Annotated in this window: 12 protein-coding genes and 2 pseudogenes; 10 read left to right on the forward strand and 4 right to left on the reverse strand. The window is 43.9% G+C overall.

Annotated features, from left to right (window positions below):
- Nucleotides 1-17: 17 nt before the first annotated feature.
- A pseudogene (locus VL20_RS28185) lies at nucleotides 18-647 on the forward strand (RNA-guided endonuclease InsQ/TnpB family protein); the annotation flags it as partial.
- Between the two features lie 35 nt (nucleotides 648-682).
- On the opposite strand, the gene VL20_RS10940 reads toward VL20_RS28185, so the two are convergent.
- Nucleotides 683-1,858: a transaldolase gene (locus VL20_RS10940; RefSeq protein ID WP_052276524.1), complete on the reverse strand. Its 1,176-nt coding sequence runs from the start codon at nucleotides 1,856-1,858 to the stop codon at nucleotides 683-685.
- 209 nt (nucleotides 1,859-2,067) lie between these two features.
- On the opposite strand from VL20_RS10940, the gene rpmI reads away from it, so the two are divergent.
- From rpmI to VL20_RS10955, 3 genes are read left to right on the forward strand one after another with little or no spacing between them, the layout of a single operon-like run.
- On the forward strand, nucleotides 2,068-2,271 hold the full coding sequence (gene rpmI, locus VL20_RS10945) for a 50S ribosomal protein L35 (RefSeq protein ID WP_002740108.1): 204 nt from the start codon (nucleotides 2,068-2,070) through the stop codon (nucleotides 2,269-2,271).
- 31 nt (nucleotides 2,272-2,302) lie between these two features.
- The gene (gene rplT / locus VL20_RS10950; RefSeq protein ID WP_002739593.1) at nucleotides 2,303-2,650 is read left to right on the forward strand and encodes a 50S ribosomal protein L20; all 348 of its coding nucleotides are present in this window, start codon (nucleotides 2,303-2,305) and stop codon (nucleotides 2,648-2,650) included.
- 13 nt (nucleotides 2,651-2,663) lie between these two features.
- On the forward strand, nucleotides 2,664-3,620 hold the full coding sequence (locus VL20_RS10955; protein WP_052276525.1) for a PhoH family protein: 957 nt from the start codon (nucleotides 2,664-2,666) through the stop codon (nucleotides 3,618-3,620).
- Between the two features lie 174 nt (nucleotides 3,621-3,794).
- Here VL20_RS10955 and VL20_RS10960 read toward each other — a convergent pair whose 3' ends face one another.
- Together VL20_RS10960 and VL20_RS10965 are read right to left on the reverse strand one after the other, a co-directional pair.
- Entirely contained in the window at nucleotides 3,795-4,910 is a 1,116-nt protein-coding gene (locus tag VL20_RS10960; protein WP_052276526.1) for a fatty acid desaturase, read from the reverse strand.
- Between the two features lie 63 nt (nucleotides 4,911-4,973).
- On the reverse strand, nucleotides 4,974-5,156 hold the full coding sequence (locus tag VL20_RS10965; protein WP_128575192.1) for a hypothetical protein: 183 nt from the start codon (nucleotides 5,154-5,156) through the stop codon (nucleotides 4,974-4,976).
- 410 nt (nucleotides 5,157-5,566) lie between these two features.
- Here VL20_RS10965 and VL20_RS10970 point away from each other — a divergent pair, with 410 nt between their 5' ends.
- From VL20_RS10970 to VL20_RS10990, 5 genes are all read left to right on the forward strand, one after another.
- Complete coding sequence (locus tag VL20_RS10970) at nucleotides 5,567-7,036, forward strand: VMAP-C domain-containing protein (protein WP_052276528.1); 1,470 nt, start codon at nucleotides 5,567-5,569, stop codon at nucleotides 7,034-7,036.
- A gap of 6 nt (nucleotides 7,037-7,042) precedes the next feature.
- Nucleotides 7,043-8,002, forward strand: coding sequence for an AAA family ATPase (locus VL20_RS10975; protein WP_052276529.1), 960 nt, complete (start codon nucleotides 7,043-7,045; stop codon nucleotides 8,000-8,002).
- On the forward strand, nucleotides 7,999-10,884 hold the full coding sequence (locus VL20_RS10980) for a formylglycine-generating enzyme family protein (RefSeq protein ID WP_052276530.1): 2,886 nt from the start codon (nucleotides 7,999-8,001) through the stop codon (nucleotides 10,882-10,884). The genes VL20_RS10975 and VL20_RS10980 overlap by 4 nt, the downstream gene beginning before the upstream one ends.
- A 485-nt stretch (nucleotides 10,885-11,369) precedes the next feature.
- On the forward strand, nucleotides 11,370-11,621 hold the full coding sequence (locus VL20_RS10985) for a UPF0175 family protein (protein ID WP_002769612.1): 252 nt from the start codon (nucleotides 11,370-11,372) through the stop codon (nucleotides 11,619-11,621).
- 494 nt (nucleotides 11,622-12,115) lie between these two features.
- Nucleotides 12,116-12,916, forward strand: coding sequence for a formylglycine-generating enzyme family protein (locus tag VL20_RS10990; RefSeq protein WP_052276531.1), 801 nt, complete (start codon nucleotides 12,116-12,118; stop codon nucleotides 12,914-12,916).
- 193 nt (nucleotides 12,917-13,109) lie between these two features.
- On the opposite strand, the gene VL20_RS10995 is transcribed toward VL20_RS10990, so the two are convergent.
- Complete coding sequence (locus VL20_RS10995) at nucleotides 13,110-14,003, reverse strand: hypothetical protein (protein ID WP_052276532.1); 894 nt, start codon at nucleotides 14,001-14,003, stop codon at nucleotides 13,110-13,112.
- Between the two features lie 165 nt (nucleotides 14,004-14,168).
- On the opposite strand from VL20_RS10995, the pseudogene VL20_RS11000 reads away from it, so the two are divergent.
- Nucleotides 14,169-14,365: pseudogene (locus VL20_RS11000) on the forward strand (PhoH family protein); the annotation flags it as partial.
- Between the last annotated feature and the right edge of the window lie 22 nt (nucleotides 14,366-14,387).

Genomic DNA, 14,387 nt, shown 5'->3' on the forward strand with positions numbered 1-14,387 from the left:
TAATTGTGCCTCCCTACTTACAAAGACGCTTGAAACATAAAGTCAAAGGCTCAAACAGTTGGTTAAAACTCCAAGAGAAGATAGCAAGATTACACGAGAAAGTGTCTAATACTCGTAGAGATTGGCACTTTAAACTAGCTCATTACCTTTGCGATCTCGCTGATAATATCTTTGTCGAAGATATTAACTTCATTTCCTGGTCTAGAGGGATCGTTAGAAAACAATCTCTGGATTCAGGCATTGGTAGTTTTATTAACGAGATACTAAGTAGTCATGCAAAATTAATTACCTGCCCGATCGAGCTAAAACCCTTACGGGGCAATGATCGTCATGTGTAAATAATTTTGCCTAGGTACTTACCATTGGTTGTTTGGAAACGGGGAAAATATTATCTTAAGGTCGATAAAAACGGAACTTCACAGGAGTGTCCCAATTGTGGCGCATTTACTGGTAAAAAGTCGTTATCGGAAAGAGTTCACCGGTGCGATTCTTGCGGCCACATCGAACCAAGAGATACGGCATCAGCGAAGGTAATCGAGAACCGAGGAAAAAACGCGGTCGGACTGACCGTGTTAGAAAACGCTTGCGGAGGCGGTCTGGCGGGGGTCGTTCAGTTAAACCTGTTTGATCTAGTCAAGAGCCTATGAACCAAGAATCCCCCGCTAGGTTTAGCGGGGGAGAGTCAAGCTTCCACTAAACGAAAGGCTGCACCTAAACCGACAGCGATCTCATCGGGAGAAATTTTCCCATCATGGTTAATATCGATCGCATCGAATACCGCATCGGTTCCCGCCCATTCTTCCCGGGTGATGAAACCATCCCCATCATGATCATAGACTCGGAAAATATCTTCGGCGGCGTGTTCTAGGGTTGACTGACCTTCCAACTGGGTTAAACGTTGAATCAGCAATTGTTCCAACAATTCTAAAGCTTTGGTAAAACCTTGAATACCTTCCGCTAGTTTTTCGGAAGCCATGGCATCTTCGGCGTGCATTTTTTCAAAAGTCGCGTGATCCATGGCAATTTTGACAATATCAAGGGTTGCGGCCTGTGCTGGATCGAGCTTACGGGGTAAATCGGCTTCTGTCCCTTGCAATTGTTCGAGAAGTTTCGGGGAAATGGTTAAAAGATCACAACCAGCTAACTCGCAAATTTCGCCGATATTGCGGAAACTTGCCCCCATAACTTCGGTTTTATAGCCAAACTTTTTATAGTAGTTATAGATCTGGGTAACGGATTGGACCCCGGGATCTTCAGCGCCAACGTAGTCTTTACCGGTTTCTTTTTTATACCAATCGAGAATCCGACCGACAAAGGGAGAAATTAAGGTTACTCCCGCTTCCGCACAGGCGATCGCCTGATGGAACCCGAATAATAGGGTTAAATTACAGTGAATTCCTTCTTTTTCGAGGACTTCTGCGGCTTTAATCCCTTCCCAAGTCGAGGCAATTTTAATTAAGACTCTTTCTCTAGAGATACCCGCTTGTTCATACTGGGAAATGAGATAACGGGCCTTGTCGATGGTAGCTTGGGTATCGTAGGAAAGACGAGCATCCACTTCGGTGGAGACGCGGCCAGGGACGATTTGCAGGATTTGCAGACCAAAACCGATGGCTAGGCGATCAAAAGCTAGTGTGGCCACATCTTCCGGAGTGGCCTGCTCTCCTAATTCTTTTCTGGCCGCTTGCAGGGTTTGATCGACAATCGGCTGATATTGGGGCATTTGGGCCGCGGCCGTGATCAGGGAGGGGTTAGTGGTGGTATCTTGGGGGGTGAAAGCTTCGATCGCTTGGATATCGCCGGTATCGGCAACAACCACTGTAAATTCCCGTAATTGTTCTAGTAGGGTTTTAGCCATAACTTCTCCAGATGCGTGTTAACGCGAGACTTTATCTGGATCTTAGCGATTCGATCGAAAGGAAGGGGGAAAATTCCCGATTGATTTAATTCCTACCCACAGACCTGGCCAAAGTAAGGATAAGCTGGGAATCTTTTGGCCACTCCTTGCCCAAAGTCCTTTATTTGTGATAGTATTAGTGATTGTGTCGATTTAACAAAACGGAGTTTATGCCCAAGCTAAAAACGCGAAAGGCGGCGGCCAAACGATTCGAGGCCACGGGAAGCGGCAAAAAAATCAAACGTCGCAAAGCCTTCAAAAATCACCTACTCGATCATAAAAGTGCCGAACGCAAGCGCCGTCGTTTGTCCCAGATTACCCTAGTGGACGAGCGCGACGAGAAGGAAGTGCGCTTAATGTTGCCCTATTTGTAAATTTTCCAGAAAAATCGTCTAAAGGATTATCATGTCTAGAGTAAAACGGGGGAATGTCGCCCGCAAGCGACGCAAAAAAGTTCTCAAATTAGCCAAAGGTTTTCGCGGTTCTCACTCGCGCCTATTCCGTACAGCTAACCAACAGGTAATGAAGGCCTTGCGGAATGCCTATAGAGACCGTCGCAAACGTAAACGCGATTTTCGTCGTCTTTGGATTACCCGCATTAACGCCGCGGCTCGTCAACAGGGCATCAGTTACAGCCAACTGACCGGACAATTAAAGAAAGCTAATATCCTCCTCAATCGGAAAATGTTGGCCCAATTAGCCGTCCTCGATCCCGTCGCTTTTGCTAAAGTGGTAGAAACAGCCAAAGGATAATTTAGCCCCAAGCATGACGGAAACTTGGCAAACGATTCAATTCCCCAGTTCAGAAAGTGCGATCGCTTTAGCGGGTCATCAAGAAGCTAACCTCAAATTGATAGCCAGGCAAACTGGGGCGAATTTAGTCCTCAGAGGGATGGAATTGCGGATTGGGGGGCAACCGACCCCCGTGGAGCGTGCCACAGCGATTGTACGCTCCTTAAGTATTTTATGGCAAGAGGCCAAGTTAATCGCCGAAGCCGATATTATGACCGCTATCCATGCCCTCGATACGGGGCGTTCTAGCGAGTATAAAGAACTACAGCAGGATATTCTCGCTCGTACCCGTCGCGGGGAGCTAATTCGGGCAAAAACCTTCCGTCAGCGTCAATATATCCAAGCGATTCAAAGTCACGATATCACCTTTTGTATTGGACCTGCCGGCACGGGGAAAACCTTTTTAGCCGCCGTTTTGGCCGTACAAGCTTTATTAGAAGATAAAGTAGAACGGATTATCCTCACCCGGCCGGCCGTGGAAGCGGGGGAAAAATTAGGCTTTCTCCCGGGGGATTTACAGCAAAAAGTCGATCCTTTTTTGCGTCCCCTCTACGATGCTTTATACGAATTTATCGAAGCGGCCAAAATTCCCGACCTGATGGAACGGGGTAAAATCGAAATAGCTCCCTTAGCTTATATGCGGGGACGAACCCTAGCTAATGCTTTTGTTATTGTTGATGAGGCCCAAAATACCACCCCAGCACAGTTAAAAATGGTCTTAACTCGCTTGGGATTCGGTTCGCGCATGGTAGTAACTGGAGATGTTACTCAAACCGATTTACCGCAACCACAGGAATCGGGGTTAATTGCCGCTCAAAAAATCCTCAAATCAGTAGAAGGGATCGCTTTTTGTTACCTATCCCGGGCCGATGTGGTGCGTCATCCCCTAGTACAAAAAATTGTCTCAGCCTACGAACAGCACGAAAAATAACAGATTGTTGAGATAGTCGCTCTTGTACTCTTGCGAGAGAGTATAGAATTAGGTTTGCGATGTGCAACTAAAAAGGACAGAATCAGGGTTCCAGAGGATACTTTAATCTCTGCTGATTTCTGAAAGCCTTGTTGTAAATCAAGACTAAAAATATAGTTGCACACCGAGTTTAATTTAGCTTTTTCCCCTTAAACTAAAACCGACAAAGACGTAGTTTAAAGCGTTTCGGTATCCCCAAACCTCAAGGAATTGATAACGCTGCCATCCTTTCACCGAGCCAGTCTGAAAAGCTCTTAGGGTGTATAGTTGATTAGCCCAGTTGTGATCGTTTGGTGTAGCATGGTGAACACAGTGCGCCCCTAGGCTAACTGGAAGGATGATTAGCCGAATAAAGACTGCTCCCACTAATTCCGTGGACCATTTTAACCACTCTAACCAGTGGTCTGAGCGCGGGGGGTAAGCACCCAGATATAGGGCAAAAGACTTACCAATTACCTGAGATTTAGCTCCCTCATTATCATCAGCTTCATAGGCCCAATTATGCTCCGGTAGCTGTTGCAAGAGTGCGGCTGCATAGGTTCCGAGTTGGGTAAATAGCGCCCAGAGTAAGCAGATTAAACAAGAATGGGTTAAACCCGCACAAACAGAGGCCAAGAAAAGCACAATCAGGGTAGCTATTTGGTAGTTAATGGGAGCTTTAAGAAGATTAGTCAGACGAGCAAGGAAGGTTTCTCCGTAAAACTTGGGAGAGAGTAATAACTTGCCCAAATTTTGCCAATAGAAGGCCTCTTCTTGGCCAAATTCAAAACCTAACTCTTCTACTAGGTAGGGGGTATTCCCCTTGTCATTCATGGTAGCTAGGTTTTTCGGCGGGTGGTGAATTAATAGGTGATCTTTTTTGAACAATGGAAAGGGCTTTTTCCCGGTAATTAAGGTAAGTAAACAACCTAAAAGATGGTTATAAGTGGGATATTGAGGGAAAAAAGCATTATGGGCGCAAAAGTGGGCTATTTCCTGCAATTGAGCCGCTCCAGCTACGGATAACACCCATCCTAGGGGGATTAATTGCCAGTGGCTAAGAGCGATCGCTAATCCTCCTATATACTGGAGTATGCCATAGAGTAATTCTAAGGAGGGCGTGCTTTTCCAGAGAGGGGGAGCAAGGTAGTAGCCTGTTAGCCAGTCAAAGAAAGCTTGTACGAGACGATTATCGCTGATTTGGAGCATCCCTAGGCGTGGATTATCCCTTAAAGCCGATGCTTGTGTTGGGGTGGTTTTTTTGAGTATCATGACAGTAGAAAATAAGTTGTACTGTCCTGAAAATGGTTAAATAACCAAATTCAGGCGGTTTTATTAGCTGTGCAGCTGTTCAATTTCTCGGTAGTGCTGGACTAATTGCCCATCACTAAAAAACGGCTTTGGAGAGATTTCTATCTCGATGGCGAGATTAATTACCCAAGCTTCTTTGGGTACATACCCCAAGCGATTTTTTAGCCTCTGGGTTAGTGATTTAATCTGATCAGTTGATAAATACATAGGCTTAATTCCTCTGTTTTTTTTCATAATAAACTTGCAAAATAGAGGAATAGGTAGCATTTTGATCGTCTTTTTTAAAATCTCCAAGGATCTTTTTGCGTGCTTTTCAGTGGCTAAAATGATCTTTTTAGCTTTCTCAAGGATCTTTTTGTTACAAACCGTTGCTAGTGCCTAGACAGACTTAAGTAGCTGGTTATAATTAAATTAAAAATGGATTTTAGGTTCGATCCCCCCTGCCCCCCTTGATAAGGGGGGTGCCGATCCCCCCTTAGTCCCCCCTTTAATCCCCCCTTATTAAGGGGGGCATCTGACAATTTTTAACGCCTAGACAGACTTATTAGCTCTTGCTTGGGAGTCCTGTGTGTGATAGGATTAGCTTTGAGTTACTTATCACTACAACTGTCTAAATTATGACTAAGGAAGAGTTTGTGGATAATGTCCTAGAATTGTTGCGCGAGGGAAAACAGAACCTAACTCTAAGTGAATTAGAATTAAAAGGTATTAAAGGATGTTATGAAAGATTAAAGTATTCAGAAATTTTAGCTTCAGCTAATTGTAATTGCACTGAAGGACATTTGAGAAGAGAAATGTCAAATTTTTTTGGGAAAATCACCAACGCCTTTAATCATGTAACAGGAGAAAATAGAGAAAAAATACAGAAAAACCAATTCGTGCCACTGATTACAGAATATATTAACTTAAAAAATAAATCGCAAATTATTAATAAGATGAACGAAGAGAATAATAATAAGATTAAAATCTTTGAAAAGTTAAATAATGAATTAAAGATAAAAAGACCGATGACTGCTGCTATAATCAAATCCTATTTATCTGATGATCCTAAAATACAAAATAGTAACCTTAAGGAATTAATTGAGAAGATTAAAGATTATGAAGAAAGTTTTTTGTTTAGCTTACTACATAACGTAGCTTATGATCAACGCCTTGATGATCCATTAATTCAATCAATTTTTGAGCAAACGGTCAATGATTTAAAAATGCAGACAAATATTAGTGACCTTGATTATGAGCAATTAACAAGCACACAATTGGAGCGGATTGAATTACCGAAGGAAGGGTTAGAAGCCTATTTAATTATAAAGGTGGACAGTAGCAAAAACATTCGGTATAAGAATATTACGACTATTGAAAATATCGAAAAACATCTAATACGAGCTTGGTTTTGGCGATTAAATCCTAACAACATTCAAAACAAAGATATTAAGCATATACCCCTGTATGATCATAACCATACTTTAACCCATATTATTAATGACTGTCGAGAACGGAGTGAAGAAATAACGTCCGTTGAGTTCTTCGCCGATGAAAAGCTATTATCTAGTGATTTTGAATCTTGGGAGTATAAAAGTGAATTTAAACCAAATACTAAACTAAAAGAAAATTACTTTGTTAATAGTCGTCTTTCAGCAAGGTCTTGTATAGACAAAACTTCTGACCCATACAAAAAATGGATAAAAAAATGGGAGAAATTACAAAATGAAGCAATAATCGTAGAAGACATACAAGATAATGACTGTAAACATCACTGCCGCCGACAAGAAAATTTAACCCTATGGATTAATCTTTGTGATTGTCAACAAAGTCATGAAGAAATGCTTATAGAAATAGCATCAGAAGGCATACCTTTAGCCCTTTGGTCACGCCGTTATAATTTATCGCCAACTCACAGAGAGGAAATTAATGCCCTAGTTAGCAATCAACCCATCACCGAACTGCCAAAACTAATACATAAGGCAAGAAATCCACCTGAAAAACAGGAATCCCAATCTGACTATTTCGGGCATCATTTATCATTACTTCTAGAAGACCCTAATCGGATGCCCCCCTTCCACTACTTAACATCTCAGCACCTAGGTTAACTAACTATGAGTTCATGGAAAATCTTTCAAGGCAATCATGAAAAAGGCTCAAGGGATAAGATTACTTGGCCAGAAATCCCACCCTGGCGAAGCTTCGCCACCAACAAATCCGAGGAGCGGGGAAAACAACTCATAGTTAACCCTAAAACCATCGAAACCGTAAACGCAGCCATTCACCTACGCCGGCCTATTTTAGTCACAGGGAAACCGGGTACAGGGAAAACCTCCCTAGCCTACGCAATCGCCTACGAATTAGACTTAGGAGAAGTATTAGTCTGGCCAATTAATACCCGCACCACCCTACAAGAGGGATTATACTACTACGACGCGATCGCACGTTTGCAAGATTACCAACTAGAAGAAAAAAAAGACATAGGGCAGTATATCCGCTTGGGTCCCTTGGGGACAGCCCTCTGTCCGAGAAATTATCCCCGGGTACTGCTTATCGATGAGATAGATAAAAGTGACATCGACCTACCCAACGACCTCTTAAACCTTTTTGAAGAGGGAAGATTTGAAATCACCGAACTTTCCCGACTCGCTAAAGATACCGAAAACGAACCAATACCAGTACAAACCCATAACGGTGAATGGGAATCCATCCCCCAAGGTAAGGTAAGCTGCCAACAGTTCCCCATAGTGATTATGACGAGCAACGGCGAGAGGGATTTTCCCCTACCCTTTAAACGTAGATGTCTGCTCTTAGAAATTCCCGACCCCACCCCAGAGGAACTAAAAAAGATAGTAAAAAGCCATTTTGATTATAAAGAAGCCAGTCCCGAAAGTAAAAAAATAGAAGCAGCGATCGCAGAATATGTTAAAAAACGAGAAAAAGGGGAACTAGCAACAGACCAGCTTTTAAACGCCGTCTTTTTGAGCATGGGCGAAAATAAACCCACAGGTGCAGAATTAAAGTCCCTTACCGACCTACTATTTACCTATCTCACCGACACAGGCAATACATGACCCAAACCCTTCCCACACCAGAACTGATTGATAAATTTATCACCTTTGTCAAGGGCAGGGGATGGGACCTAGACAGTTACCAGATAGCTGATAGTTTATGGTGGTATGTTCTCACCCAAGAAGAGGAAGGAAAACCCCAAACCCCTACAGAGCCTAGGGAAGAAAAGGAAGAAACCCCGACCGCTAAAAACCCCCCCCGGGAGAGTAAAAACGAAACCCAAGAGCCAGCAGCCCCATCCGATGAAGTTCCCTTAATACGCGAGACAGAAGCACAAAAACAGCCTGAGAAGATAGGCGCAGATACCCTACCCATTAGCATCCCCGATGCCAAATTCTGGCGAGAAACCCTAAAATTAGGGCGAGCAGTGCGTCCCCTCATCCAAAAGATAGACTCAGCCACCCAAAGACAAATAAACCTAAACAGCACCGTACAGAAATCGGCCGAGTATAGCATCGGCAAGAAAGATGGCAGTTTAGCCCTAATACCCGTTTACCAAGCCAAAAAAGTCCGTTCCCTAGAGGTGGTTTTACTGATTGAAGAATGGGCCTCCATGGTCTTTTGGAAAGAAATGGCCGGGGAAATCCGCGATTGGCTAGAACAAATCGGGGCCTTTCGGGATGTCAAACTCTACCGCATCGGATGGGACGAAGACAGGCAAAATTTAGCCATCCGCACCTACTCTAACGATACTTGCTCAATTCACCCAAAAGATCTCATCCATCCTCGCGGCGAAAGACTTATCCTCTTCTACAGCGATTGTACTTCCCCAGACTGGTATCAAGGACGCTATAACCAAGCTCTTCAGGACTGGGGAAAACACCAAATCGTCACCCTGCTTTCTCCCTTCCCGGAAGCAATGTGGGAAAGAACCGCCCTTAGTCGAGGTTGGTTCGTCTCCCTAGTCAACCAAACCCCCCGGAAACCTTCACAAAACTGGAGATTTACCTCTATCCCCCTGCTGCTACAAATTGAGAAGGAAGAGGAAAATCAACATATTCTCAGAGAAACAATCCAAAAAACCTACTTTCCCCTACCCACCATCTCCCTAACCCCTTCATCCTTAAAAGCTTGGGCGCTCGTTGTCAGTGGTGACAGCAACGCCACCTGTGCGGGGGTACTACTAGAAAAATCCCCCCAAAACAGAGAAATACCCGCAACTATTTCTCCGGAGATGTCTAGGAAGCAAGCTCTAGAACTATTCGCTAGTACCGCCTCACCTCTAGCTTGGGAATTACTGAAAAAATTAGCCGCAGCCCCGGTAAATCTTCCCATCATCCGTCTTATCCAAAGCCAACTTTTAAGCGCCTCTAACCCCCTAAACATAGCAGAAGTCATCCTTAGCGGTTTTCTCAAAGTCTATCTAGGAGGGGAACCAGTGAAGTGGGACAAAGGAGGTAAATTTAACTTTCACACTCCCCCCAACAGCCTAGATTTTGAATTTGATGATGAGGACAGAGAGCTTCTGCTCACTGAACTAGGGAATAGCCGCGCCTTAGAGGTAATTTTTGTCCTCTCGGAATACATCGCCCAAAAACTTAACCTGAGTACCACCACCTTTTTTGGTCTTATTCTTACCAATCCCCAAGTTCTCCTCGGCAAAGAAGCAGCTAATCTAGTCCGCGCCTTTGCCAAGGTGTCTGCTAAGGTTTTCCAAAAGCTAGGGGAAGCAAAGTACCAAGAAATTAGCCAAAAGCTGCAATCTATGGTTGACTCACCTCCACCCCCACCGGTTGAGGAAAAGTGGCTGAGGAAATATAAAACCGTAACCATAGCTAAGGTAAAAGAGCTTACGGGAGGAGAGGAAATATTGTTTCAACTGCTCAAGCATAGACTTAAGGATTTCAGCGTAGAAGATGGGGAACTGTATCAGCGTCTTCGTTTAACCCCTGAGCAGCTTAAAATTTTGGCAAGCGAAGAAATAACCGCCGAGACAATCCCAGTCCAGTTTAGGGAAGTCTTGGATAACACAGAAGAAGAAATCATCACCCAGAAATTTAACCTAACCCTGTTCAAGTCTGAAACCGTCTTTGTGGATGAGACGGGACAAATTACCGCCAAAGAACCCGTGAGAGCCTTCTACTTTGAAGAAAATCCCCCCAGCTTAAAAATGCTCTATATTCCTTCGGGGGAGTTTTGGATGGGAACCGAAGCGGAGGAAATAGCGCGGCTAGTGGAAAAATACAATAGGGATTGGTTCAAAGGAGAATCCCCCAGACATTTAGTAAAAATCGCTCCGTTTTACCTAAGTCAAACTCCGATTACCCAAGCTCAATGGTTATATATTGCCCAAAGGAAAGATTTAAAAGTAGAGCGAGATTTAAACCCAGAGCCATCATATTTTAAAGGCAGCACAAACCCCGTTGAAAATGTATCTTGGTTAGATGCTGTAGAATTTTGCCAAAGGCTCTCTAAAATGACCAAGAAACAGTATCGGCTGCCCAGTGAGGCGGAATGGGAGTATGCTTGTCGTGCCGGAACCACCACCCCCTTCCACTTCGGAGCAACCCTCACCTCAAATTTAGCTAACTACGATGCTAGGAAACGCTTTGCTAAGGAACCAGCAGGAGAATATCGCCAGCAAACCACCCCAGTGGGGCAATTTCCCCCCAATGGTTTTGGTTTGTATGATATGCACGGCAATGTCTGGGAGTGGTGTCAGGATGACTTCTGGGAAAATTATCAAGGCGCACCTAGGGATGGTAGTGCTTGGCAAGAAAAGAGCAAAAAACAGCAAAATCAGGCAAAAAAAGCTCTGCGGGGCGGTTCTTGGTACTACGATCCGTATGGCTGCCGTTCCGCTTACCGCTTCGGCAGCAGCCGCCGCGTCAGCAACCGCAGCTACGGTTTTCGGGTGGTGTGCGGTGCTGGGAGGACTTTGTAGCCCTTTTTCTCTTTTTTTCCTTTTTACCCTTTTTCTCTTTTCGATTTTTTTTGAACAAATGTACTAGATGAGGTTGGCTGATCAGTAGCTGGTTATAATTAAATTGAAGACGGGTTTTGATCCCTCCTGCCCCCCTTGATCCCCCCTTGATCCCCCTTAATCCCCCCTTGATAAGGGGGGTTTGATCCCTCCTTAATCCCCCCTTGATAAGGGGGTTTTGATCCCCCCTTGATCCCCCCTTGATAAGGGGGGTTTGATCCCCCCTTGATCCCCCTTGATAAGGGGGTTTTGATCCCCCCTTGATCCCCCCTTGATAAGGGGGGTTTGATCCCCCCTTGATCCCCCCTTGATAAGGGGGGTTTGATCCCCCCTGCCCCCCTTGATAAGGGGGGTTTGATCCCCCCTGCCCCTGCCCCCCTTATTAAGGGGGGTGCCGATAGGCGGGGGGATCTGCCCTTTAATTAAGAAAAACCCTAGGATTCATCATGTACCAAATCACTCTTTCCCTACCCGATGAAACCGCTCTCGCTTTACATCTCACCCCAGAACAACTAGGACAGGAAATTTCTCTGCTTGCTGCCATTAAACTTTATGAATTGGGAAAACTTTCCTCTGGCACTGCTGCTAACTTAGCAGGTATTCCGCGAGTTGTTTTTCTCTCTAAACTTGCAGACTATGGAGTTGATACCTTCCGACTCAAGGAAGCAGAATTAATCGAGGATCTGGCTAATGCCTAACGTCATTGCCGATACATCACCGATTCAATACCTCTATCAGACTAACTTACTTGACTGATTCCCTGTCACTGATTTAGGAAAAGGAGAAAGAGAAGTATTAGCTTTAGCAATAGAAATTCCCGATTCTCTCGCCCTATTTTAATATTTTTCCCATCAAGAGTTTCTTCCATTTTCATAACTAAGTCGGTAGGTATTAAAAACTTTCAGATCCCCCCGCCTATCGGCACCCCCCTTATCAAGGGGGGCAGGGGGGATCAAACCCCCCTTATCAAGGGGGGTAGGGGGGATCAAACCTAAAATCAATTTTTAATTTAATTATAATTACTTACTTAGGGCTTGCTGAAAAAGTACGGGCGAAGCATTCGGATAGAAAATCTACGGTTTCACCGATAGGTTATTACCCGAATGCTTCGCCCCTACAGGACGCGGGCCGATACAGAACACTAAAACCCTTACCTCGTCTATATTTCACATTTATTCAACAAACCCTACTTATGCCTACAATAATCATCCAAAAGACCCAAAAACGTCTTTTAATCTATAGAGAAAAACTCACCGATGACCTAGAAATAGAATTAGTCAAAATACCATCGGGAACCTTTACAATGGGTTCTTCAGAACAAGAAAGTGGTAATACAAGTGAAAAGCCCCAACACAACGTTACCCTGAAAAACTTCTTGATGGGTATTTATCCCATTACCCAAGCTCAATGGTTATATATTGCCCAAAGGGAAGATTTAAAAGTAGAGCAAGATTTAAAACCAGAGCCATCGGAGTTTAAAGGCAGCACAAACCCCGTTGAAAATGTATCTTGGTTAGATGCCGTCGAATTTTGCCAAAGGCTATCTAAATTAAGTAAAAGAAAATATAGGCTCCCAACGGAAGCTGAGTGGGAGTACGCTTGTCGAGCGCAAACCAAACCCTTAAATCTCGACAAAGGAGAAACCTACCCCCCCTATCACTTTGGGGAAATTCTTACCCCAGATTTAGCCAACTATAATGGCAATCTCCAAAAAACCACCCCTGTTGGGCAATTCTACGCCAACGACTTTGGTTTATATGATATGCACGGAAATGTCTGGGAGTGGTGTCAAGATGATTGGCGCGAAAACTATGAGGAGATAAAAAAGAGCAAAAAACAGCAAAATCAGGCATATAAAGCTCTGCGGGGCGGTTCCTGGGGCAACTATCCTAATGACTGCCGTTCCGCGATTCGCATCTTCAACTTCCGCCGCGACTACCGCAGCAACAAATACGGTTTTCGGGTAGTCTGCGGTGCTGGGAGGACTTTGTAACCCTTTTTCTTGCATGAGTAGAAAAAGGGTTTCTCCGAGAAACCCTTTTTCTGTGGGTTACTCAACGGATTTAGGATAAATTGCTTGTTGAGACGAGACAAGAGGCAACAGTAAAGGGATTGGGGGAAGTTCAACTAATCTAAGAATAAGCGGTTTAAATGCGTCTTAGTTTACATCAACAGCTGCTCAGTTATTAGTATTCTCCCCCATCATTTTTTTTCTGGTCTAAAAGATGATTATAGATCACACTTTTGAGAGATTGCCAAAAAGGAACTAATAAAGTACTCAGAAGTACAAAAACAGTAATCAGACCATAGGAAAACATCGCCATTTGTTGGAAAAAAAGAGGATTTTCTGCGAGCGTTTGCCAGTCCTCCGAAGAATTGAACCAAAAGGGAATTGAAGCCAAAGCCCGTGACAGAAGATAAACTGGAATAATTAATAAACTGGCAATAAATATCACTCCTACAATTCTCCAAGCCGAGTTTTTAGTTAAATGCCAACCTCTCTTGATTGCTTGCCAACTGCCTAAATTATCTTCAATTACTAAGGGCAATTCGGCAATGCAAATGCGAGCAGATAACCAAAGGAAGAAAAAAGCAAGACAGAAAGAAGCCAGTAAAATAAGCAATACACCAAGGATGGGGATAAAACTGACTAGCACCAGAGACAGCGTTATCGGCAAGATTATTGCCGCTCCCAACAAACCGATCAAAACCTGCATCCACCATAAGCGCCACATTTTCGGCTTAACTTTTTTTTCCGCTTGTCCGGCAGTTTCTGGCTGATAAATGATGTCTTGAAAAGCTAATCGTGAGATAACCGCATTATTGAAAAGATACTTAGCGGCCGAGAAAATTTGTACTGGGAAAAGAAATAAACGTAAACCGATATCGCTGCCTTCTTCGGGGGTAATTGTTTGATAAAGTAATTGACTGAGAATTAATTGCAAAACTAAGGGAAGAAGCGACCACAAGCCGGCGCGGACAGCAAAGAATACATAAGTTGAGAAGCGATCACGATAAAGACGGAAGGCAGTATTAATCGTATTGCCAATAGTTAAAGGATCGAGGGAATTGTTAGTCACGGCGGGACTCCTTACAGAACGCCACCACTATATTAGGTTAAGTAACTAATAACAGCTAAAAACTTCCAATTTAATCAATATTTCCAGCAAAGACAACAATTTTGCTAAAGTGGTAGAAATTGGCCAACGATTCAATTCCCCAGTGGAGAAAGTGCGATCGCATTAATGATCTTAACTTCCTTGGGATTCGGTTCGCGCATGGTAGTAACCGGAGATGTCACCCAAACCGATTTACCGCAACCACAGGAATCGGGGTTAATTGCCGCTCAAAAAATCCTAAAATCAGTAGAAGGGATCGCTTTTTCTTACCTATCGCCGATGTGGTGCGTCATCCCTTAGTACAAAAAATCGTCTCAGCCTAGGAACAGCACGAAAAATAACAGA

The organism is Microcystis panniformis FACHB-1757 (genome assembly GCF_001264245.1).
GTDB classification, from domain to species: domain Bacteria; phylum Cyanobacteriota; class Cyanobacteriia; order Cyanobacteriales; family Microcystaceae; genus Microcystis; species Microcystis panniformis.

Excerpts from the sequence above, each read along its gene's own strand:
- VL20_RS10965 (WP_128575192.1), bottom strand. The coding sequence starts at position 5,156 with ATGTATTTATCAACTGATCAGATTAAATCACTAACCCAGAGGCTAAAA.
- rpmI (WP_002740108.1), top strand. The coding sequence starts at position 2,068 with ATGCCCAAGCTAAAAACGCGAAAGGCGGCGGCCAAACGATTCGAGGCC.
- VL20_RS10960 (WP_052276526.1), bottom strand. The coding sequence starts at position 4,910 with ATGATACTCAAAAAAACCACCCCAACACAAGCATCGGCTTTAAGGGAT.
- VL20_RS10985 (WP_002769612.1), top strand. The coding sequence starts at position 11,370 with ATGTACCAAATCACTCTTTCCCTACCCGATGAAACCGCTCTCGCTTTA.
- rplT (WP_002739593.1), top strand. The coding sequence starts at position 2,303 with ATGTCTAGAGTAAAACGGGGGAATGTCGCCCGCAAGCGACGCAAAAAA.
- VL20_RS10970 (WP_052276528.1), top strand. The coding sequence starts at position 5,567 with ATGACTAAGGAAGAGTTTGTGGATAATGTCCTAGAATTGTTGCGCGAG.
- VL20_RS10955 (WP_052276525.1), top strand. The coding sequence starts at position 2,664 with ATGACGGAAACTTGGCAAACGATTCAATTCCCCAGTTCAGAAAGTGCG.
- VL20_RS10940 (WP_052276524.1), bottom strand. The coding sequence starts at position 1,858 with ATGGCTAAAACCCTACTAGAACAATTACGGGAATTTACAGTGGTTGTT.
- VL20_RS10975 (WP_052276529.1), top strand. The coding sequence starts at position 7,043 with ATGAGTTCATGGAAAATCTTTCAAGGCAATCATGAAAAAGGCTCAAGG.
- VL20_RS10990 (WP_052276531.1), top strand. The coding sequence starts at position 12,116 with ATGCCTACAATAATCATCCAAAAGACCCAAAAACGTCTTTTAATCTAT.
- VL20_RS10980 (WP_052276530.1), top strand. The coding sequence starts at position 7,999 with ATGACCCAAACCCTTCCCACACCAGAACTGATTGATAAATTTATCACC.